Here is an 18,444-nt window from a genome sequence, read left to right as displayed (position 1 = left end):
GTCAGGCGATCCGATCCGCATAGGGGTCGGGAATGCCGAGGGAAGAGAGGATCTCGCGCTCGAGCGCCTCCATGTCCTCGGCATCGTCGTCGTTCTCGTGGTCGTAACCGATCAGGTGCAGGAAGCCATGCACCGCGAGATGGCTCAAATGGTGGTCGAAGGGCTTCTGCTCTTCATCGGCTTCCCGCCGCGTCGTCTCATAGGCGATCGCGATATCGCCGAGCATGCGCGGGGCATCGTCGGGTTCGCCGGCGCCCTCCGGCTGCAGCGCCGGAAACGACAGCACATTGGTCGGCTTGTCGATGCTGCGCCAGTTGGCGTTCAGGGTGCGGATACCGGCGTCGTCGGTCAGCATCACCGCAAGCTCGGCGTCGGCGACATCGGCATCGGCGATTTCGGCGGCAGCCTCGATGGCGCGGTGGATCACCGCGTCGGCATTGGGCTCGGCCTGCCAGCATTCGGCGGTGACGAGAACCTCGGTTGCAGGAAAAGCAGACACTTTCGTTTCAAAATCTGCGTTATGGCCGGATCCCGCGGCGTGCGGGCTCGCGGCCGAAGCTATTGGTCTCAAGATCTGGCGTTTGCCGGCTTTTGCGGCAATCCCTCATAGGCGGCCACGATGCGCGCCACCAACTCATGGCGGATGACGTCCTCGGCCTTGAAATGCACCTGCGCGATGCCTTCGACGCCGTCGAGCAGCTTCACGGCTTCCGTGAGCCCCGAGGCCTGGCCATGCGGCAGGTCGACCTGCGACGGGTCGCCGGTGACGATCATCCGGCTGTTCTCGCCGAGACGCGTCAAAAACATCTTCATCTGCATCGTCGTGGTGTTCTGCGCCTCGTCGAGGATGATGGCGGCATTGGTCAGGGTGCGGCCGCGCATGAAGGCGAGCGGCGCGATCTCGATCTCGTTGCCCTGCAGCGCGCGCTCGACGACGCGGGCATCCATCAGATCGTACAGCGCGTCATAGATCGGGCGCAGATACGGATCGACCTTCTCCTTGAGGTCGCCGGGCAGGAAGCCGAGCCGCTCGCCGGCCTCGACCGCGGGCCGCGTCAGGATGATGCGATCGACCTCCTTGCGTTCGAACAGTTGCGCGGCGTGGGCGACCGCGAGCCAGGTCTTGCCGGTGCCGGCCGGGCCGATGCCGAACACCAGTTCATGCCGCTTCAGCGCGCGGATGTAGGAATCCTGCGCCGCGGTGCGGGCGCGCACCGGACGCTTGCGCAGATTGATGGTCTCGAAGGTCGGCTTGGCGGTCTTGTTGTCGAATTCGAACAGCGAGCCCTGCGCGATCACGGCGCGGATCGCGCCTTCGACCTCGCCCTGATCGAGGTCGTGTCCCTCGACGGCCTGCGCATAGAGCGTCTCCAGCACGCGCCGCGCCGCGTCGCAGCCGTCGCGGGAGCCTGCGATGGTCAGATGATTGCCGCGGGAATCGACCACGACGCCGAGCCGCCGCTCGATCAGCGCCAGATTCTGTCCGTAGGGGCCGACCAGCGCGGATGCCGCGCGGTTGTCGTCGAAATCGATGACGACCTGAGTTTCAGGGGGCCGGGTCTCAGGTGGCATTTGCATGTCGCGGTCAGGTTTGCGGCTGGGAGCGAGCGAAGACGAATCCGATGCGCTTTTGGGCAAGGATTTCAGGCTCCAATGGTCTGCGAAATGAGGCCGGACGCGGGTCGCGTCGCGAGCTCGCCGATCAGGCTGTAGCGCTCGAGGCTGTCGATCCGCACCGGGAGGACCTGGCCGATGATGTCAGGCGACGCCATCACATGGGCGGGCTGCAGATAGGCGGTGCGGCCGACGATCTGGCCCGGATTGCGCGCGGCGCGCTCGAACAGCACATCGACCGTTGTGCCAATCGCAGCCCGGTTGAAGGCCGATTGCTGGCTGTCGATCAGTTCCTGAAGCCGCCCCAAGCGCTCGTCCATCTCGGCTGCTGACACTGTCTCCCGCATCTCCGCCGCCGGCGTGCCCGGCCGTGGCGAATACTTGAATGAATACGCCGCAGCGTATCCGATTTGCGTGACAAGCGCGAGGGTGGCGGAAAATTCTTCCGCGGTCTCTCCGGGGAAGCCCACGATAAAATCTGATGAAAAAGCAATGTCTTGCCGCGCGGCGCGGAACCGGTCGATGACGCGCCGGTAGTCATCGGCGGTATGTTTGCGGTTCATGGCGGCAAGGATCCGGTCCGCCCCCGATTGCACCGGCAGGTGCACGAACGGCATCAGTTCGGGCAAATCGCGATGTGCCGCGATCAGGGCGTCGTCGACGTCGCGCGGATGGCTGGTCGAATAGCGCAGCCGCATGACGTCGGGAATTGCGGCCAGCCGCTGCAGCAATTTGCCGAGCGGCCAGACGCGGCCGTCGGGGCCTTCGCCGTGATAGGCGTTGACGTTCTGTCCGATCAGCGTGAATTCGCGCACGCCATTGTCGGCGAGCTGCTTCACATCGTCGATGATCCTGGCGACCGGACGCGAGACCTCCGCGCCGCGCGTATAGGGCACCACGCAGAAGGTGCAGAACTTGTCGCAACCTTCCTGCACCGTGACGAAGGCGGAGATGCCGCGGGCGCGGATCGCATCCGGCTTCGGCTGCGGCAGGAAGCCGAACTTGTCCTCGACCGGGAATTCCGTTTCCAGCGCGCGGCCGTTTGCCTTGGCGCGCTTCAAGAGCTCGGGCAGATGATGATAGCTCTGCGGCCCGACCACGATGTCGACGGTCGGCGCGCGATGGATGATCTCGGCGCCTTCGGCCTGCGCGACGCAGCCGGCGACCGCGATCTTCATCTCGCGGCCCGCCCGCGCGGCCTCGTCCTTGGCGACGCGCAGCCGCCCGAGCTCGGAATAGACTTTCTCCGACGCCTTCTCGCGGATGTGGCAGGTGTTGAGGATCACGAGGTCGGCGTCCTCGGCGCTTGCGGTCTCGACAAAGCCCTCGCCGGCCAGCGTGTCCGCCATGCGTTGCGCATCGTAGACATTCATCTGGCAGCCATAGGACTTGATGTGCAGCTTGCGCGGCGTCGTCATGGAACCCTGAGAGCGAAAAATGGAAACGGCGCCATCGGGGCGCCGGGGCTGAAATATAGCTTAAACCGGGGAAAATCCAGCGATCGAGCCGTGTTTTTGGCCGGCCTGGGCGATCAAATCGGGCAATTGGCGCATATCGGCGAAGGTCATGGCCGCGCCGGCCTGGCGCAGCATGTCTTCGTGTTCCGCGGTGCAATGGCTGCCGCCGTAGAAACCGAGCACGGTCATCCCGGCGGCGCGGGCGCCGGTGACGCCGGCCACGCTGTCCTCGATCACGACGCAGCGCGCGGGGTCGGCGCCCATCTGCGCAGCCGCGAACAGGAAGAGATCCGGCGCCGGCTTGCCGCGCTTGACCTGGGTGGCGGAGAAAATATGCGGCGCGAGCTGGTCGTAGAGCCCGGCACAGGTCAGGCCGTGATGGATCTTTTCCGGCGTGCCGCTCGACGCCACGCATTTTGGTAGGCCGAGCGCGGCGATCGCCTCGCCGACATGCGCGATGGCGCTGAGATCGTCGGCATAGAAGCTCAGCGTCGCGTGCTTGACCTCGGCCTCGAAGGTCTCGGGCAGCGCGCGGCCGATCTCGCTCTCGACGATCCGCCGCGCCTCGCGATCGGACACGCCAAGGAAGCGCTTCAGCACTCCATCAGGCGTAATCGGAAAGCCGTGCCGCGTCAGCGCTTCCGCATGCGCGCGACAGGAAATCACCTCGCTGTCGACCAGCACGCCGTCGCAATCGAAGATGACGAGATCGAAACTCACCCGGCTTACGACTTGCTGTCTTCGTCGAGCGGGACGCAATACAGCTCGAGACGATGATCGACCAGCTTGTAGCCGAGCTTGCGCGCGATCTCGGCCTGCAGCTTCTCGATTTCCTCGGAGGTGAACTCGATCACCTTGCCGTCGCGCAGGTTGATCAGATGGTCGTGATGGCTCTCGGGCATCTGCTCGTAGCGCGCGCGGCCCTCGCGGAAGTCGTGGCGCTCGATGATGCCGGCATCCTCGAACAGCTTGACGGTGCGATAGACGGTCGAGATCGAGATCTTGTCGTCGACCGCCACGCAGCGGCGGTAGAGCTCCTCGACGTCGGGGTGATCCATGGCCTCCGCCAGCACGCGTGCGATCACACGGCGCTGTTCGGTCATGCGCATGCCGGTCGCAGCGCAGCGCGCCTCGATGCCGGTATTCTTCTGCGCAGGCGTGATTTTCACCGTCGTCATGGGTCCTTGGCAGGTCCTTGGCCAATCCTTGGGCCTTGGATGGCAGAGCAGGGCGCTGTTCTGCCATCGCGCCGATGTTACGACAAGTCGCGCCGCATCAGAAGCGCGTTCAAATGTTCCCCGCCGGGCTGCTTGTAGTAGCGTTCGCGGCGGCCGATCACGCCGAATCCGGCCCTTTCATAGAGCCGTCGCGCCGGCTGATTGTTCTCTTCCACCTCGAGGAAGATGGTGCGGATGCCGCGGCCGGCAAGATGGCCGAGATGGGTCAAGAGCAGGTCGCGCGACAGCCCGCGGCCGCGCTGATTGGAATCGATCGCAATCGACAGGATTTCGGCTTCGTCCGCTGCCATCCGCGAGACGGCAAAGCCGATCACCTTGCGTCCCTGCCGCAGCCGATGCACCAGCGTATTGCGCTCGGTCAGCATCGCCTCGAATTCGCCCTCGCCCCAGCCGCGATGAAACGACGCGCCGTGCAATTGCGCGAGCCGCGCCGCATCGCGCAGCGACGCGGGCTCGATCGCGGGCGGACCGCCGCCCCACCATCGTGACAGCCAGCCGATCATGTCGATCGCGGCGTGCTGATTTCGAGCCGGTCCTTCGGCGGCTTGGCGTCGGGCGCACGCAGATAGAACGGCCGCGGCGGCGCGGTCTCAGGATCCACGGCCGCGCCGATCCAGGCGACCCAGGTAATATCGGGCGCGGGCTGCCGGTCGACCTTGACCGGCGGTGCGGCGTCGGCGGGCCAGCGCTCGGCGAGGACATTGGCGGCGTTGCCGACCAGATGCAGCGCGCCGTGTTGGGAGGCCTCGAGCGCTTCCGCGATCGGCGCCACCTTCGGCTTGATGATCGGGCTGCCGTCGCCGCCGACCAGCTGGAAATAGACGTGATCATGCCGCGCATCGATCGCCGACAGGATCGCAGATGCGCCGTTCTCGGCCACGACAGGCGCGGCGTAGGCGGCGAGCGTCGACAGTCCGACCACCGGCTTTTCCGCGGCCAGCGCCAGGCCGCGCGCCGCCGAGAGGCCGACGCGCAGGCCAGTGAAACTGCCGGGGCCGGTGGTGACGGCGATGCGGTCGAGCCCGGCAAAGCCGATGCCGCTCTCTTTCATCACCCGAGCGATCAGCGGCATCAGCGCCTCGGCATGGCCGCGCTGCATCGCCTGCGATTCAATGGCGATCGTATTGCCGGAGGTGGTGTCGAGCACCGCCGCGGAGCAGGCGTCGAGCGCCGTATCGATGGCGAGAATCATCATGGGAGGGCGAATAGCGAATAGGGAATGGCGAACAGGGATCCAGCGGAGAATGCTATTCGCGATTCGCCACTCGCCATTCGCCGCTCCATCACATCGGCCGGACTTCCTGCACGTCGGGCACGAAGTGCCGGAGCAGGTTCTGGATGCCGTGTTGCAGGGTTGCGGTCGATGACGGGCAGCCGGCGCAGGAGCCCTTCATGTTGAGATAGACGATGCCGTCCTTGAAGCCGCGGAAGGTGATGTCGCCGCCGTCATTGGCGACCGCGGGACGCACGCGGGTCTCGATCAGGTCCTTGATCTGCTCGACCGTCTCGGCGTCGGCCTCGTCGAAGAACTCGTCTTCCTCATCGCGGGCGTCGTCGCTGCCGGCGGTGCCGTCGGCGAGCAGCGGCGCGCCGGACATGTAGTGCTCCATGATCGCGCCGAGGATCGCGGGCTTGAGGTGCTGCCAGTCGCCGTCCGCCTTGGTCACGGTGATGAAGTCGCCGCCGTAGAACACGCCGGTGACGCCGGATACGGCGAACAGCCGTTCGGCGAGCGGCGAGCGCGCGGCGGATTCGGGCGAGGAGAATTCCATGGTCCCGCTGTCGAGCACCATGCGGCCCGGGATGAATTTCAGCGTGGCGGGATTGGGCGTGGCTTCGGTCTGAATGAACATCTGCTGTCTCCGGCGTCGCCGGTTCAAGGCCGGCGCGTTGGGTTCCATTATAGCGTTTTCCAGCGAAGTGACACCGGTTCGCGAAGAAAACGCGTCAAATCAAGGAGTCAGATGGCAACTAAAAAGCCCGCGATCAAGCCGCAAAACCGCGGTTCCAGGCTCAAACCCATGCCCGGAAGCGGGTCTGGCGCCGGTAATGCGCTAGGACAGGGCGTCGATCTCGGCGTCGGTCAGGCCGCCCGGCACGATGGTCACCGGGATCGGGAATGCCCCCATGGTCTTGGCCATGGTGGTGATGATCGGCCCGGGTCCCTCGGCGCCCGGGTTGGCGGCCAGCACCAGCGCTGCGATATCGACGTCCTTGTCGATCACGTCGAGGATCTGCTCGATCGGGTCGCCCTCGCGAATCACCCGCTCCGGGGTGATCGCGGCGATGCCGTTGGCGCGGCCGGCGGCGCGGTCGAGCGCCTCATTGGCGGCCTCCTCGGCCTCCGCGCGCATGATGTCGGCGACCCCGAGCCATTGCTGGTTCTGGTCCTCGGTCTCGATCACCCGCAGCATCACGACGCCGCCGCCGACCCGGATCGCCCACCGGCTGGCGTAATAGACCGCACGGTCCCATTCCGCAGTGTCGTCAACGATGACGAGGCATTTCGGCTTGTGACCTGACTCGTAGCTGCGTCGCTGGGTGGTCATGCATGTCCCGGTGCTGAACCAAACCAACCCATGGTGCCATACTCCCTCGCCGTTTGGGAGAGGGAGCGCACAGTTCCTGCCTTGCGCGTCAGCGCGGGCGGATGAAGCCGACGATGTCCTTGGTGATGCGCATGGTCTCGTCGGCGATGCCGCGGGCGCGGTTGGCGCCGTCGGCGAGGACCGCGTCGACATGGCCGGGATCGGCGACCAGCTTCTTCATCTCGGAGGCGATCGGCGCTAGTTTCGCGACGCAAACCTCGACCAGCGCGTTCTTGAAGCTGGAGAACTGCCCGCCGCCAAACTGCGTCAGCACCTCCTGCTTGGAGATGCCGGCCAGCGCCGCGTAGATGCCGACCAGGTTGTCGGCCTCGGGGCGGGTTTCCAGACCCTTCTCCTCCGACGGCAGCGGCTCCGGATCGGTCTTCGCCTTGCGGATCTTCTGCGCGATGGTGTCGGCGTCGTCGGTGAGGTTGATGCGCGAATTGTCCGACGCATCCGACTTCGACATCTTCTTGGTGCCGTCGCGCAGGCTCATCACCCGCGTCGCCGGCCCCGTGATCAGCGGCTCGGGCTGCGGGAAGAACAGGCCGTCGGCGAAACCATGACCACGAATTGAATCGCCGAAATCGTTGTTGAATTTCTGCGCGATGTCGCGCGACAGCTCCAGATGCTGCTTCTGGTCCTCGCCGACCGGCACATGGGTGGCGCGGTAGAGCAGGATGTCGGCAGCCATCAGCACCGGATAGTCGTAGAGGCCGACCGAGGCGTTCTCGCGGTCCTTGCCGGCCTTCTCCTTGAACTGCGTCATGCGGTTCAGCCAGCCGATCCGCGCGACGCAGTTGAAGATCCAGGTCAGCTCGGCATGGCCGGCGATCTGGCTCTGGTTGAACACGATGTGCTTCTTGGCATCGATGCCGGCGGCGATGAAGGCCGCGGTGACCTCGCGGGTGTTGCGGGCGAGCTCGGCCGGGCCGCCCCAGACCTCGACGCCCTGCGTGATCGCATGCATGTCGACGACGCAATAGATGCAGTTGTGGGTCTGCTGCATCTTCACGAAGTTGACGATGGCGCCGAGGTAGTTGCCGAGGTGCAGATTGCCCGTCGGCTGGACGCCTGAGAAAACCCGTTCAACGAACGCCATGGTCTAATTCCCGGAAATGGCTAGTTTTGCCGCGTCGTTTGCCACTTAAGCTCTGCGCGCGCAAGTCAGGCGGGGCGTCTTTGCCTGACGGCGTTAACCGCCTCGCGCCAGCCGGTGACGCCAAAAAGCTGCAAGAACAGCCCGTAACCGGCGATACCCGAGGCGATCAGCACGAGCAGGGAGGCCGCCTGCACGAAACCGTGGCTGCCGGCCGACGGCAGCGCGCCCTCTGCGAGCCAGAGCAGGGCGCCCATCGCGAGCGCCGCGGCCAGGATGCGCGGCAGCCGGCGGCGCGCATCGGCATCGATCGAGAAACCGAAGGTCGCGGCCCCCTTGCGGATCAGTGCCAGTGCGTTGCTCCAGGCGCCGAGCGCAATGCCTGCGGCAATTCCGCTCGCGCCGAAGATATGACCGAACAGGAAGGCCGCCGCGATCGTAACCACGATAGCCTTCAGCGTTGCGAGCAGTGGCGTCAGCGTGTCTTCGCGCGCGAAGAATGCCGGCGACAGCGCCTTCACCAGCACATGCGCCGGCAAGGCCAGCGTCAGCCAGATCAAGGCTTGCGCGGTTGCCGCGCTATCCTGGGCGGTGAACGCGCCGTGCTCGAACAGCATCCGCACGATCGGCTCGCTCAGCACCATCAGGCCGAGCGTCGCCGGCAGCGCCAGCCCGACCGCAAGCTCGAGGGCACGCGATTCCGCATGCGCGATCGCGCTGGATTCGCCGCTGCGCACGGCGCGCGTCATCTCCGGGATCAGCACCGTGCCCATGGCGACGCCGACAATGCCGAGCGGCAGCTCGAGCAGGCGGTTGGCGAAATAGAGCCAGGACACCGCCGACGGCGAGGTCGATGCGATCACCGCGCCTGCCACCATCAGCCATTGCGGCGCGCTGCTCGCGACCATGCCGGGGATCGCGCGGCCGAGAAAGCCGCGCATGTCGGGATCGAAGGACACGCGGAGCGGCGAGGCGAGCCTTGCGCCGCGCAGCGCCAGCATCGACAGCTGCAGGAAGCCGGCGATGCCGATCGTCGCCGCCATCACCAGCGCGGCCTGCGCCGGCTCCTGCTGCCGCACCAGCAGCACGGCCATCACCGATATCAGCGCGATGTTGAACAACAGCGGCGAGAACGCGGTCAGCGCGAAGCGCCCCTGCGCGCTGAGCAGCGCCATCATCACGGTGACCGGGCCGGCGAAGGCGAGATAGGGCAGCATCAGCCTCGCGTCGTCGACGGCGAATTGCAGCGTGTCGCGGCCGACAAAACCCGGCGCGATCGCCGCGATCACCAGCGGCATCAGCGCGCCGATGACGAGCGCGGCCGCGATCACCGCGGCGCTGACAGTGCCGAGCACGCGGCCGGCAAAGGCGGTTGCCGCGTCCACGCCGCCGGCGTCGCGCGCCTTCAGCCAGGCCGGCACCAGCGCGGCATTCAGCCCGCCCTCGGACAACAGCCGTCGCACAACATTCACAAGCTGAAATGCCGCCAGGAAGGCATCCGCCACCGGTCCCGCGCCCAGCAGCGCCGCGATTACGGAATCGCGCACGAACCCCAGCAGTCGCGAGGCCAGCGTTCCCGAGGAGACCGTGAGGAAGGAGCGGAACATGAGGCTTGTATAGCAGTAGCGCGCCTTGCTGCCACCGCCGCTGTATTAAGTCCGTCATCCTGAGGCGCGAGCCTTGCGGCGCAATTGCGCCGCTGGGCGAGCCTCGAAGGATGAATCGGCCAGAGTGGGGCCGCGCATCCTTCGAGACGCGCGTTCCGCGCTCCTCAGGATGACGGAACGTAGAGCTTCCCTTGCTGCGCCGAGGCGTAACGTGATAGGCCGCCACTCTTGTTGGGTGGCGTTAACACAGGGCAGGTCTATGGCTGACGCAAAATATGACGTTCTCGGGATCGGCAACGCGATCTTCGACGTGCTGGTACAGACCGACGAGGCATTCCTTGCCCGTCACGGCATGACCAAGGGCTCGATGCAACTGATCGACGAGGCGCGCGCCACCGCGATCTACGGCGACATGGGCGTGGCGACCGAGATGTCGGGCGGCTCGGCTGCCAACACCATCGTCGGCGTCGGCAATCTCGGTGCCCGCGCCGCCTATGTCGGCAAGGTCAAGGACGACCAGATCGGCAAGCTTTACGTCCACGACATCCGCGCCGCAGGCGTCGCCTTCGACACCGCGCCGGCCAGGACCGGACCGGCCACCGGCTGCTCCTACATCCTGGTGACGCCGGACGGCGAGCGCACCATGAACACCTATCTCGGGGCCGCGCAGGACCTGACGCCGGACGATATCGATCCAAACCAGATCGCTGCCGCCGGCATCATCTATCTCGAGGGCTACCTCTGGGATCCGAAGAACGCCAAGGACGCTTTCGTGAAGGCAGCTGATATCGCGCATGGCGCAGGCCGCCAGGTCGCGCTGACGCTGTCGGATTCGTTCTGCGTCGATCGCTACCGCGACGAATTCCTCGATTTGATGCGCAAGGGCATCGTGGATCTGGTGTTCGCCAACGAGTCCGAGCTGCACTCGCTGTACCAGACCTCGGATTTCGACACCGCGCTGAAGCAATTCGGCAAGGACACCAAGCTCGGCGTCGTCACCCGCAGCGAGAAGGGCTGCGTCGTGATATCAGGCGACAGCGTCGTCGCGGCGCCCGCCTCGCCGATCGACAGGCTGGTCGACACCACCGGCGCCGGCGATCTGTTCGCCGCCGGCTTCCTGGTCGGTCTCGTGCGCAATGTCGGCCATGAGAATGCCGGCCGGCTCGGCGCGCTCGCCGCCGCCGAAGTGATCCAGCACATCGGCGCCCGGCCGCTGGTGTCGCTGCAGGATCTGGCGAAGCAGCAGGGACTGCTGGTTTAAGGCGTAGTCTTTCTTCGCCTCTCCCGCTTGCGGGGGAGGCCGACGCGCGAAGCGCGGCGGGTGGGGGCTCTCTCCACGGAATGACTCGCGGAGAAAGCCCCACCCCGACCCTCCCCCGCAAGCGGGAGAGGGGGAGAACGGCATCACGCCGTCTTCGCCGCCTTCAATCCAAGCCGCTGCTCCACCGCATCGCGCATCACGAATTTCTGGATCTTGCCGGTCACCGTCATCGGGAATTCGTCGACGAATTCGACATAGCGCGGGATCTTGTTGTGGGCGATCTGGCCCTGGCAGAAGGCGCGGACCTCGTCGGCGGTCAGCGTTTCGCCCTGCCTGATCCTGACCCAGGCGCACAGCTCCTCGCCATAGCGCTCGTCGGCGACGCCGAAGATCTGCACGTCCTGGATCTTCGGATGGCGGTAGAGGAATTCCTCGATCTCCCTCGGATAGAGGTTCTCGCCGCCGCGGATCACCATGTCCTTGATGCGGCCGACGATGTTGCAATAGCCCTCGTCGTCGATCACGGCGAGGTCGCCGGTGTGCATCCAGCCATTGGCGTCGAGCACGTCGCCGGTCTTTTCCTTCTCGTCCCAATAGCCGAGCATGATGCTGTAGCCGCGGGTGCAGAGCTCGCCGCGTTCGCCGCGCGGCACCACCCTGCCGTCGAGATCGACCACCTTGACCTCGACATGCGGATGGATGCGGCCGACGGTGGAGACGCGGCGCTCCAGCGGATCGTCGGTCGCGCTCTGGAAACTCACCGGGCTGGTTTCGGTCATGCCGTAGGCGATCGTCACCTCGCGCATGTTCATCTCGGTGTTGACGCGCTTCATCACCTCGATCGGGCATGGCGCACCGGCCATGATGCCGGTGCGCAGCGACGACAGGTCGAAGCGCGCGAAGTCCGGATGGTCGAGCTCGGCGATGAACATGGTCGGCACGCCGTACAGCGTCGTGCATTTCTCCTGCGCGACCGTCGTCAGCGTCGCCAACGGATCAAAGCCTTCGCCGGGATAGACCATGGTGGTGCCGAGCGTGACCGAGGCGAGGTTGCCCATCACCATTCCGAAGCAGTGATAGAGCGGCACCGGAATGCAGATGCGGTCCTGCTCGGTCAGGCGCATGGCGCGGCCGGTGAAGTAGCCGTTGTTGAGGATGTTGTGATGGGTCAGCGTCACGCCCTTGGGCGAGCCGGTGGTGCCGCTGGTGAACTGGATGTTGACGGGATCGTCGAACTGCAGGCTCTCGCCGAGCGCCGCAAGCTGCTCGCGATGGCGATCGCCGCCCATCTGCGATACCGCATCGAACGGAATGGTGCCCGGCGCAGCCGGCTCGCCGATCTGGATCACGGCGCGCAATTGCGGCAGCCGCGCCGACCGCAAGTGACCGGGCTCCGAGCTCGCGAGCTCGGGCAGCAGCGTGTTCAGCATCTCCATATAGGCCGAGGTCTTGAAAGCGGTCGCCGTCACGATCGCGGCACAGCCGACCTTGCCGAGCGCGAATTCCAGCTCGCTGAGGCGATAGGCCGGATTGATGGTGACGAGGATCAGGCCGGCTTTCGCGGCGGCGAATTGCGTCAGCGTCCATTCCGGCCGGTTCAGCGACCAGATGCCGATCCGCTCGCCGCGTTGCAGCCCGAGCGCGAGGAAGCCTGCCGCCAGCGCCTCGACGCGCTCGGCGAACTCGTTCCAGGTCCAGCGCACATGGTGGCTCGGCGAGACCAGCGCCTCGCGCTCGCCCCAGCGCGCCCGTGCGTGGTCGAGGCTGCGGCCGATGGTCTCACCGAGCAGCGGCCTATCGGAAATGCCGCAGACATAGCTGTCTGCCTTGCTGTCTCCTTTGGGTGTGGGTGCCAAGCTCGTCCTCCTCGTGGTCGTGTTCGTGTCGCCGCGCTTTTTTTGCGCGATCTTAGTCGTTTGGCGCTGACGGGACAGGCCCGACCAATGGCGGGTATGAAAAATCCCTCCCCGAACGGGGAGGGATTCTCATTGCTTGATCGGGACCTCAGGCCGCCCTCTGCCCGCTGCCGGCGTCGAGCCCGGCATAGATGCCCTTCTCGAAGCCTGCGAAGGCTTCCAGGCTGTGCTTGTCGGCGAACGGCAACAGCTGGGTCAGGATCACGCCGCAGACGTCGCGCGACGGATCGATCCAGTAATAGGTGTTGGCAAGGCCCGCCCAGGCGAAGCTGCCGGCGCTGCGGCCTTCCGGCGTCTTGGCGGTGTTGATGAGGAAGCTCAGTCCCCACTTCTTGACGATGTCGGGATAGAGATCGACATCGTTGGTGTACATCGGCAAGGCCGTCGTCATCTTGCCGACGGTGAGCTCGCCGATGTGATTCTGCCCCATGGTCGCGACCGTCTCGGCCTTCAGCACCTGATTGCCGTTGCCTCTGCCCTTGTTGAGGATCATCTGGCAGAACTTGATGTAGTCGGCCGCGGTCGAATACAGGCCGCCGCCGCCCATATGGAATTCAGGGTTCTGCTCGAGCTCGAACGGGATTGCCGCCAGCGTGCCGTCCTCGCCGCGGGCATGCATGCCGACCAGCCGCTTGCGCATGTCGTCGGAGATCTTGAACGCGGTATCGCTCATGCCGAGCGGTGCGAACATGTTATCGCGCAGATAGGCATCGAGCTTCTTGCCGGATGCGGCTTCCACGGCCTTGCCGACGAAGTCGATATTGGTGCCGTACTCCCAGCGCGTGCCGGGGTCGGTCATGATCGGCGTCTTCAGCGCGGCATTCAGGCAGGTGATGATGCCGGGCGTGCCGGTCTTTTCCAGATATTTGCCGAGGTTGCCGTCCCACATGTCGTAGGCGAAGCCGGCGGTGTGGGTCATGAGCTGGCGCAGCGTGATCGGCTTTTTCGCCGGCCGCAGCTGCGGCTCGCCCTTGGCGTCGAAGCCGTCGAGCACCTGCACCGCGGCGAGATCGGGCAGCAGCTTGCCGATCGGCTCATCGAGCGAGAGCTTGCCCTGCTCGACGAGCTGCATCGCGCCCGCCGAGGTCACCGCCTTGGTCATCGAGGCGATCCAGAACACGCTGTCCGCCGTCATGGGATCGCTCTTGGAGAGGTCGCGCTTGCCGAACGCACCTTCGTAGATCACGTCCTTGCCGGTGGCCGCGATGGCGACCACGCCGGGAATTTCCTTTGCCTCGCTCTTCTGGCGCAATACCTGATCGATCTGAGCCTTGCTCTGCATTGGGGGCTTCCTCCGGTGGGGTTTATTGTTTTGAAGTGGGCGGATCATCCTCCCGCTTTTCCGCTCCCGCAAGGCGGGCGCGATGCGGCGACGTCGCGATGTCGTGAAGGCCGGCCGCTAGGAACAGCCTTGGTCGGGAGGCGTTCACCACGCGCGCAGATTTTGCAGGGGACGCCGCGCCAGTCCCGGTGACCTCCGCGGGCGGCCACGGTAACGTGATCAAGGAATGATTTTCGGACCTGATTATTTGCATTAACGCATTCAGATCGCTGCACAAACGGTGCGGCGGATTGGACCGGATTTGACGAAAAGATTCGTCATTTCCCGCCTGGCGGGGGCGCAGCAATGATTTCGACATGGAGTGAATGGAAACGCTATCCGCGGCCGGGCCGCGGCGAGAATATCGAGGCGCCGATCAGCCCAGGTCTCTACGAAGTTCGCTACGCAGGTACCGGCGCGCTGCACTCATTCGAGGCCGTCGAGAATGTCGCGCGGGCGCTGGCGCTGCTGCAGACCGGCACCAAATCCTGGTTCGGCCGCCGCGATGCGCGGGCAGAGGCCGACCTCGAATACCGGACCTGCGCGACCTCGACCAAGGCGGACGCCAAGGCCGCGGCCGAGCGCATGATCGGCCGTCGCGAAACCTATATGTCCGGCGGCGCGGTCTGATCAGAGCCGTCATTCCGGGTTCGATGCTGCGCATCGCCCCGCAATGACAACCCTCCAACAATCGCGCCGCGTTTGCGTCCAAGCAGGGTCGCGCCCGGCGCCGGTGCACCGCAGCGGCTTTCCGCTTATATAGGCGGCGAACACCCCCAAGAAATTCCAGAAATGACAGGAGTAACGCCATGACCCCGCCCGTTGCCGCACGCGCCACCCAATCCGCAGCATCCTCCCTGCAAAGCCGCCTGAAGGACCCCTCGCTGCTGCGCGACCGCTGCTACATCGACGGCGCCTGGGTCGGCACCCCCGAATTCGCCGTCAACAATCCGGCGACCGGCGTCGAGCTGATCAAGATCCCGCAGCTGAGCGCCGATGACGCGACCAGGGCCGTTGAGGCCGCCGAGCGCGCGTTTCCGGCCTGGGCCAAGCTGACCGCGAAACAGCGCTCCAACATCTTGCGCAAATGGTTCGATCTGATCATCGCCAACCGCGAGGACCTTGCGCTGATCCTGACCTCCGAGCAGGGCAAGCCGCTGGCTGAAGCGCTCGGCGAGGTCGATATCGGCGCCGCCTATGTCGAATTCTTCGCGGAGGAGGCGCGGCGCGTTTATGGCGAGACGATCCCGACCCAGCGTCCGGATGCGCGCCTGCTCGCGATCCGCCAGCCGATCGGTGTCTGCGGCGCGATCACCCCGTGGAATTTCCCGAACTCGATGATCACCCGCAAGGTCTCGCCGGCGCTGGCGGCCGGTTGCACCGTGGTGCTGAAGCCCGCCAACGAGACGCCGCTGTCCGCGCTCGCTCTCGTAGCACTGGCCGAGAAGGCCGGCGTGCCGAAGGGCGTGTTCAACATCATCACCGGTGATGCGCCGCCGATCGGCAAAGTGCTGTGCGAGCATCCGGCGGTGCGCTTCGTCGGCTTCACCGGCTCGACCGAGGTCGGCAAGATCCTGTACCGGCAGGCGTCGGTCGGCGTGAAGAAGCTCGGCCTCGAGCTCGGCGGCAACGCGCCGTTCGTGGTGTTCGACGATGCCGATATCGATGCCGCGGTCGAAGGCGCCATCGTCTCGAAGTATCGCAACATGGGCCAGACCTGCGTCTGCGCCAACCGTCTCTATGCCCAGGACAAGATCTACGACGCGTTCGTCACGAAGCTGTCGAAGAAGGTCGCGGAGATGAAGATCGGCGACGGCACGGAGCAGGGCGTGACGCAGGGTCCGCTGATCAACATGGAAGCGATCGAGAAGGTCGAGCGGCACATCGCCGATGCGGTGAAAGGCGGCGCCAAGATCGTGACCGGCGGCAAGCGCTCGTCGCTCGGCCGCAGCTTCTTCGAGCCTACCGTGCTGTCGGATGTGCGCCCGGACGCGCTGGTCTCGCACGAGGAAACCTTCGGCCCGCTCGCGCCGGTGATCCGCTTCAAGGACGAGGCCGACGTGATCGCGATGTGCAACGCCTCGCCGTTCGGCCTCGCCTCCTACTTCTATTCGCGCGACATCGGCCGCGTCTGGCGCGTCGCCGAGGCGCTGGAGTCGGGCATGGTCGGCGTCAACTCCGGCTTGATCACGACTGAAGTGGCGCCGTTCGGCGGCGTCAAGGAAAGCGGCCTCGGCCGCGAAGGCTCGCGCCACGGCATGGATGAGTATGTCGAGATCAAATACGTGATGATGGCCGGCGTCTAGCCGGCCGTCGTCGCCGCAGCCGAACTCGCCGTCTGTGGACGGTACCTCCGGCATCAGGTGATCGTTGACGGCGGTCACGCCAGTCAGGTTTTCGGCTGCGACCTGGATGGCTCACCGGGCGGCGTCTGACTCGGCATTGCCCCCGAGATCGACGGCGCTTTGGTTCACGGTCACGTTCAGCTTGTGGGCGCGCGATGCGTTTGGCTAAGGCTTGCTCTTCGACTGGAACACCTGGTTGGAAAATGGCTGCTCGGCAGGCGTGCGCAACACGATGAAGGCGCGGTCCATTGATTGATGACAGGTGTTACAGCCCTTGGTCAGCACGCCGAACTCCTTCGCGAACCGCTCTGGGTCTTTTCGGTCGATCGCTTCCGTCATGACGGAAATGGACGAGGCGAGTGTAGTGACGTTGGAGACCGGAATTCCGCGGTAGAGCAACGCCGCCTCCACGAGGCTCTCCCGGAGCTGGCGCAGCTCATAGGCCGCGAGCGGCCAGTTATGGGCCGTTCCCGCCGACCACAGCTTGAGGTGCTGCAGCTGCGCGGCGGTCATGATGTTGGCGAGCTGAGGGATATATCGCTCGGCATTGCTCGCCCCGGGAGGTGACTGGGCCCAACTGGTCGGGATCGTCGCCGCGGCTGACACGGCGAGTAACAAGGCGGCAAATGGCTTTGCTTTCATGCGCGTTCCAATTCTCGACGGGGGCGATCCCTGCTAGGGCCCATTGCGAACCCCGAGGATGCATGCCCTCCAGTGCCTCATCATTATTCAGCATGCGGCGGGCAAGGGGGCCTTGCTTTGATCCAGCGCAAAGGGACATCGAGCGTGGCGCTGCTTCGAAGCCGCCTTCGAAGTGGGCTTTGCTAGCCGGGCTGTCCATGAAGCTGCGCCGGCGCGGCGTTCATTTGTCCGCGCCGCAGCCAACCTCGAGTGCCCACCGTCGCCGTCGAGCCGCCCCGACTCGGATGCCGACGGTCTGAAAAGCCGCAGCCGGAACGCAAGGCGGCGTGCGCCTAGACGAACTCGCCTGACCAGATGCGCCCGTCACACGCCCTTGTCGTTCGGATTGGCGACGGCGTCCTTCAGCGGCGCCGTCATCGGGAAATTCAGGTTCACGTTCTTCGGCGGGATCGGCCGCGTGAACCATTTCGCGTAGAGCTCCTGGAATTCATTGCTCTTCATCATGGCGACCAGCGTCCGGTCGATCAGCGCCTTGAACTCCGGATCGCCCTTGCGAATGATCAGCCCGTAGGGCTCGGTGCGCAGGCTGTCGTCGATGATGCGCCAGTCCGCCGGATTGCGACTGCCGGCGATCAGGCTCGCCAGCAGAATGTCGTCCATCACGAAGGCTTCGCTGCGCCCGGTGGTCAGCGCGAGGAACGATGCGGCGTGGTCCGCCGTCAGGATGTTCTTGGTCTGAAAGTTCTTCTCCTGGGCCCGTGCGCTCAACAGTCCGATCGAGGTCGAGCCCGAGGTCAGCGAGACCGGCCGGCCGCCGAGATCCTCGAAGCTCTTGATCGGTGCGTCCTTCTGCACGACCGCGCGGATGCTCGACACGAAGATCGTGTTGCTGAAGGCGACGACCTTCTGCCGCTCCAGCGTGTTGGTGGCGGGACCGCAGACGATGTCGATGGTGCCGTTCTCGATCAGCGGGATCTGGGTGGAGAGCTGGATCGGCTGCAGCCTGGTCTGCAGTGCCGGCAGCTTGAGTTCGGTCTTCACCGCATCGACGATCCGCGCGCAGAGGTCCATCGCAAAGCCGACCGGCTTCTGGTTGTCGTCGAGATAGGAGAACGGGACCGAGACGTCGCGGTGGCCGAGCCGGATTTCTCCGGTATCGCGGATCTTGGCCAGGGTGCCGCCGGACGATTGGGCCTGCGCCGGGGCGGACACTGCCGCCAGAAAGATTAGGCAGATCAATCGCTTGGTGGCTTGATGCATCGGATGCTCGCGAACGCCGGCAGTATTGGATACGATAAGGCAAGATTTTATATACAGAGATTGCATAATCGGCAAACCGATTTTATACAATAGTCC

At 65.3% G+C, this 18,444-nt stretch carries 18 protein-coding genes; 3 read left to right on the top strand and 15 right to left on the bottom strand.

What is annotated here, in order from left to right:
* Position 1 precedes the first annotated feature (1 nt).
* The 11 genes from ybeY to murJ all read right to left on the bottom strand — a co-directional run bounded on the left by ybeY (position 2) and on the right by murJ (position 9,603).
* Positions 2-499 carry an rRNA maturation RNase YbeY gene (gene ybeY / locus XI02_RS00190; RefSeq protein ID WP_172646269.1) on the bottom strand — a complete coding sequence of 166 codons (498 nt, stop codon included), beginning with the start codon at positions 497-499 and terminating at the stop codon, positions 2-4.
* Positions 500-567: 68 nt separating this feature from the next.
* Positions 568-1,638, bottom strand: a complete 1,071-nt coding sequence (locus tag XI02_RS00185; protein WP_077231173.1) for a PhoH family protein — start codon at positions 1,636-1,638, stop codon at positions 568-570.
* A 5-nt stretch (positions 1,639-1,643) separates the two neighbouring features.
* Positions 1,644-3,032, bottom strand: coding sequence for a tRNA (N6-isopentenyl adenosine(37)-C2)-methylthiotransferase MiaB (gene miaB, locus XI02_RS00180; RefSeq protein ID WP_172646270.1), 1,389 nt, complete (start codon positions 3,030-3,032; stop codon positions 1,644-1,646).
* A 60-nt stretch (positions 3,033-3,092) separates the two neighbouring features.
* Complete coding sequence (locus XI02_RS00175) at positions 3,093-3,791, bottom strand: HAD family hydrolase (protein ID WP_172646271.1); 699 nt, start codon at positions 3,789-3,791, stop codon at positions 3,093-3,095.
* Positions 3,792-3,796: 5 nt separating this feature from the next.
* Positions 3,797-4,249 carry a Fur family transcriptional regulator gene (locus tag XI02_RS00170; RefSeq protein ID WP_016840396.1) on the bottom strand — a complete coding sequence of 151 codons (453 nt, stop codon included), beginning with the start codon at positions 4,247-4,249 and terminating at the stop codon, positions 3,797-3,799.
* Positions 4,250-4,326: 77 nt separating this feature from the next.
* Positions 4,327-4,812 carry a ribosomal protein S18-alanine N-acetyltransferase gene (gene rimI, locus XI02_RS00165; protein ID WP_018269254.1) on the bottom strand — a complete coding sequence of 162 codons (486 nt, stop codon included), beginning with the start codon at positions 4,810-4,812 and terminating at the stop codon, positions 4,327-4,329.
* Positions 4,809-5,504, bottom strand: a complete 696-nt coding sequence (gene tsaB, locus XI02_RS00160; RefSeq protein WP_172646272.1) for a tRNA (adenosine(37)-N6)-threonylcarbamoyltransferase complex dimerization subunit type 1 TsaB — start codon at positions 5,502-5,504, stop codon at positions 4,809-4,811. The genes rimI and tsaB overlap by 4 nt, the downstream gene beginning before the upstream one ends.
* Positions 5,505-5,592: 88 nt before the next feature.
* Positions 5,593-6,162 carry a NifU family protein gene (locus XI02_RS00155; RefSeq protein ID WP_018269252.1) on the bottom strand — a complete coding sequence of 190 codons (570 nt, stop codon included), beginning with the start codon at positions 6,160-6,162 and terminating at the stop codon, positions 5,593-5,595.
* A 201-nt stretch (positions 6,163-6,363) separates the two neighbouring features.
* Entirely contained in the window at positions 6,364-6,858 is a 495-nt protein-coding gene (locus XI02_RS00150; RefSeq protein WP_028335525.1) for a universal stress protein, read from the bottom strand.
* Positions 6,859-6,946: 88 nt separating this feature from the next.
* Complete coding sequence (gene trpS / locus XI02_RS00145; RefSeq protein WP_028335526.1) at positions 6,947-7,999, bottom strand: tryptophan--tRNA ligase; 1,053 nt, start codon at positions 7,997-7,999, stop codon at positions 6,947-6,949.
* 65 nt (positions 8,000-8,064) lie between these two features.
* Positions 8,065-9,603 (bottom strand): murein biosynthesis integral membrane protein MurJ, encoded by a 1,539-nt coding sequence (gene murJ / locus XI02_RS00140; protein ID WP_172646273.1) that lies wholly within the window; start codon positions 9,601-9,603, stop codon positions 8,065-8,067.
* A gap of 259 nt (positions 9,604-9,862) precedes the next feature.
* On the opposite strand from murJ, the gene XI02_RS00135 reads away from it, so the two are divergent.
* Positions 9,863-10,864: an adenosine kinase gene (locus XI02_RS00135; RefSeq protein ID WP_069278987.1), complete on the top strand. Its 1,002-nt coding sequence runs from the start codon at positions 9,863-9,865 to the stop codon at positions 10,862-10,864.
* Positions 10,865-11,007: 143 nt separating this feature from the next.
* Here XI02_RS00135 and XI02_RS00130 read toward each other — a convergent pair whose 3' ends face one another.
* Both XI02_RS00130 and XI02_RS00125 read right to left on the bottom strand, forming a co-directional pair.
* On the bottom strand, positions 11,008-12,720 hold the full coding sequence (locus XI02_RS00130; protein WP_172646274.1) for an AMP-binding protein: 1,713 nt from the start codon (positions 12,718-12,720) through the stop codon (positions 11,008-11,010).
* Between the two features lie 148 nt (positions 12,721-12,868).
* Positions 12,869-14,062 (bottom strand): serine hydrolase, encoded by a 1,194-nt coding sequence (locus XI02_RS00125; RefSeq protein ID WP_172646275.1) that lies wholly within the window; start codon positions 14,060-14,062, stop codon positions 12,869-12,871.
* A 345-nt stretch (positions 14,063-14,407) separates the two neighbouring features.
* Here XI02_RS00125 and XI02_RS00120 point away from each other — a divergent pair, with 345 nt between their 5' ends.
* Together XI02_RS00120 and XI02_RS00115 are read left to right on the top strand one after the other, a co-directional pair.
* Positions 14,408-14,731 (top strand): hypothetical protein, encoded by a 324-nt coding sequence (locus XI02_RS00120; protein WP_016841917.1) that lies wholly within the window; start codon positions 14,408-14,410, stop codon positions 14,729-14,731.
* A gap of 179 nt (positions 14,732-14,910) precedes the next feature.
* Positions 14,911-16,407 carry an NAD-dependent succinate-semialdehyde dehydrogenase gene (locus XI02_RS00115; protein WP_172646276.1) on the top strand — a complete coding sequence of 499 codons (1,497 nt, stop codon included), beginning with the start codon at positions 14,911-14,913 and terminating at the stop codon, positions 16,405-16,407.
* Positions 16,408-16,611: 204 nt separating this feature from the next.
* On the opposite strand, the gene XI02_RS00110 is transcribed toward XI02_RS00115, so the two are convergent.
* Both XI02_RS00110 and XI02_RS00105 read right to left on the bottom strand, forming a co-directional pair.
* Positions 16,612-17,088, bottom strand: a complete 477-nt coding sequence (locus XI02_RS00110) for a hypothetical protein (RefSeq protein ID WP_018269248.1) — start codon at positions 17,086-17,088, stop codon at positions 16,612-16,614.
* Between the two features lie 363 nt (positions 17,089-17,451).
* Positions 17,452-18,348, bottom strand: coding sequence for an amino acid ABC transporter substrate-binding protein (locus XI02_RS00105; RefSeq protein WP_172646277.1), 897 nt, complete (start codon positions 18,346-18,348; stop codon positions 17,452-17,454).
* Positions 18,349-18,444: the final 96 nt, after the last annotated feature.

The organism is Bradyrhizobium sp. CCBAU 21365, assembly GCF_015291305.1.
GTDB classification, from domain to species: domain Bacteria; phylum Pseudomonadota; class Alphaproteobacteria; order Rhizobiales; family Xanthobacteraceae; genus Bradyrhizobium; species Bradyrhizobium elkanii.
Note: the sequence above shows the minus strand (reverse complement) of the source record. Positions and strands in the feature narration are given on the sequence as shown.

Bases quoted from the DNA above. Each gene is read 5' to 3' on its own strand.
- miaB (WP_172646270.1), bottom strand. From the start codon at position 3,032: ATGACGACGCCGCGCAAGCTGCACATCAAGTCCTATGGCTGCCAGATG.
- XI02_RS00170 (WP_016840396.1), bottom strand. From the start codon at position 4,249: ATGACGACGGTGAAAATCACGCCTGCGCAGAAGAATACCGGCATCGAG.
- rimI (WP_018269254.1), bottom strand. From the start codon at position 4,812: ATGATCGGCTGGCTGTCACGATGGTGGGGCGGCGGTCCGCCCGCGATC.
- tsaB (WP_172646272.1), bottom strand. From the start codon at position 5,504: ATGATGATTCTCGCCATCGATACGGCGCTCGACGCCTGCTCCGCGGCG.
- XI02_RS00155 (WP_018269252.1), bottom strand. From the start codon at position 6,162: ATGTTCATTCAGACCGAAGCCACGCCCAATCCCGCCACGCTGAAATTC.
- XI02_RS00150 (WP_028335525.1), bottom strand. From the start codon at position 6,858: ATGACCACCCAGCGACGCAGCTACGAGTCAGGTCACAAGCCGAAATGC.
- trpS (WP_028335526.1), bottom strand. From the start codon at position 7,999: ATGGCGTTCGTTGAACGGGTTTTCTCAGGCGTCCAGCCGACGGGCAAT.
- murJ (WP_172646273.1), bottom strand. From the start codon at position 9,603: ATGTTCCGCTCCTTCCTCACGGTCTCCTCGGGAACGCTGGCCTCGCGA.
- XI02_RS00135 (WP_069278987.1), top strand. From the start codon at position 9,863: ATGGCTGACGCAAAATATGACGTTCTCGGGATCGGCAACGCGATCTTC.
- XI02_RS00125 (WP_172646275.1), bottom strand. From the start codon at position 14,062: ATGCAGAGCAAGGCTCAGATCGATCAGGTATTGCGCCAGAAGAGCGAG.
- XI02_RS00120 (WP_016841917.1), top strand. From the start codon at position 14,408: ATGATTTCGACATGGAGTGAATGGAAACGCTATCCGCGGCCGGGCCGC.
- XI02_RS00115 (WP_172646276.1), top strand. From the start codon at position 14,911: ATGACCCCGCCCGTTGCCGCACGCGCCACCCAATCCGCAGCATCCTCC.
- XI02_RS00110 (WP_018269248.1), bottom strand. From the start codon at position 17,088: ATGAAAGCAAAGCCATTTGCCGCCTTGTTACTCGCCGTGTCAGCCGCG.
- XI02_RS00105 (WP_172646277.1), bottom strand. From the start codon at position 18,348: ATGCATCAAGCCACCAAGCGATTGATCTGCCTAATCTTTCTGGCGGCA.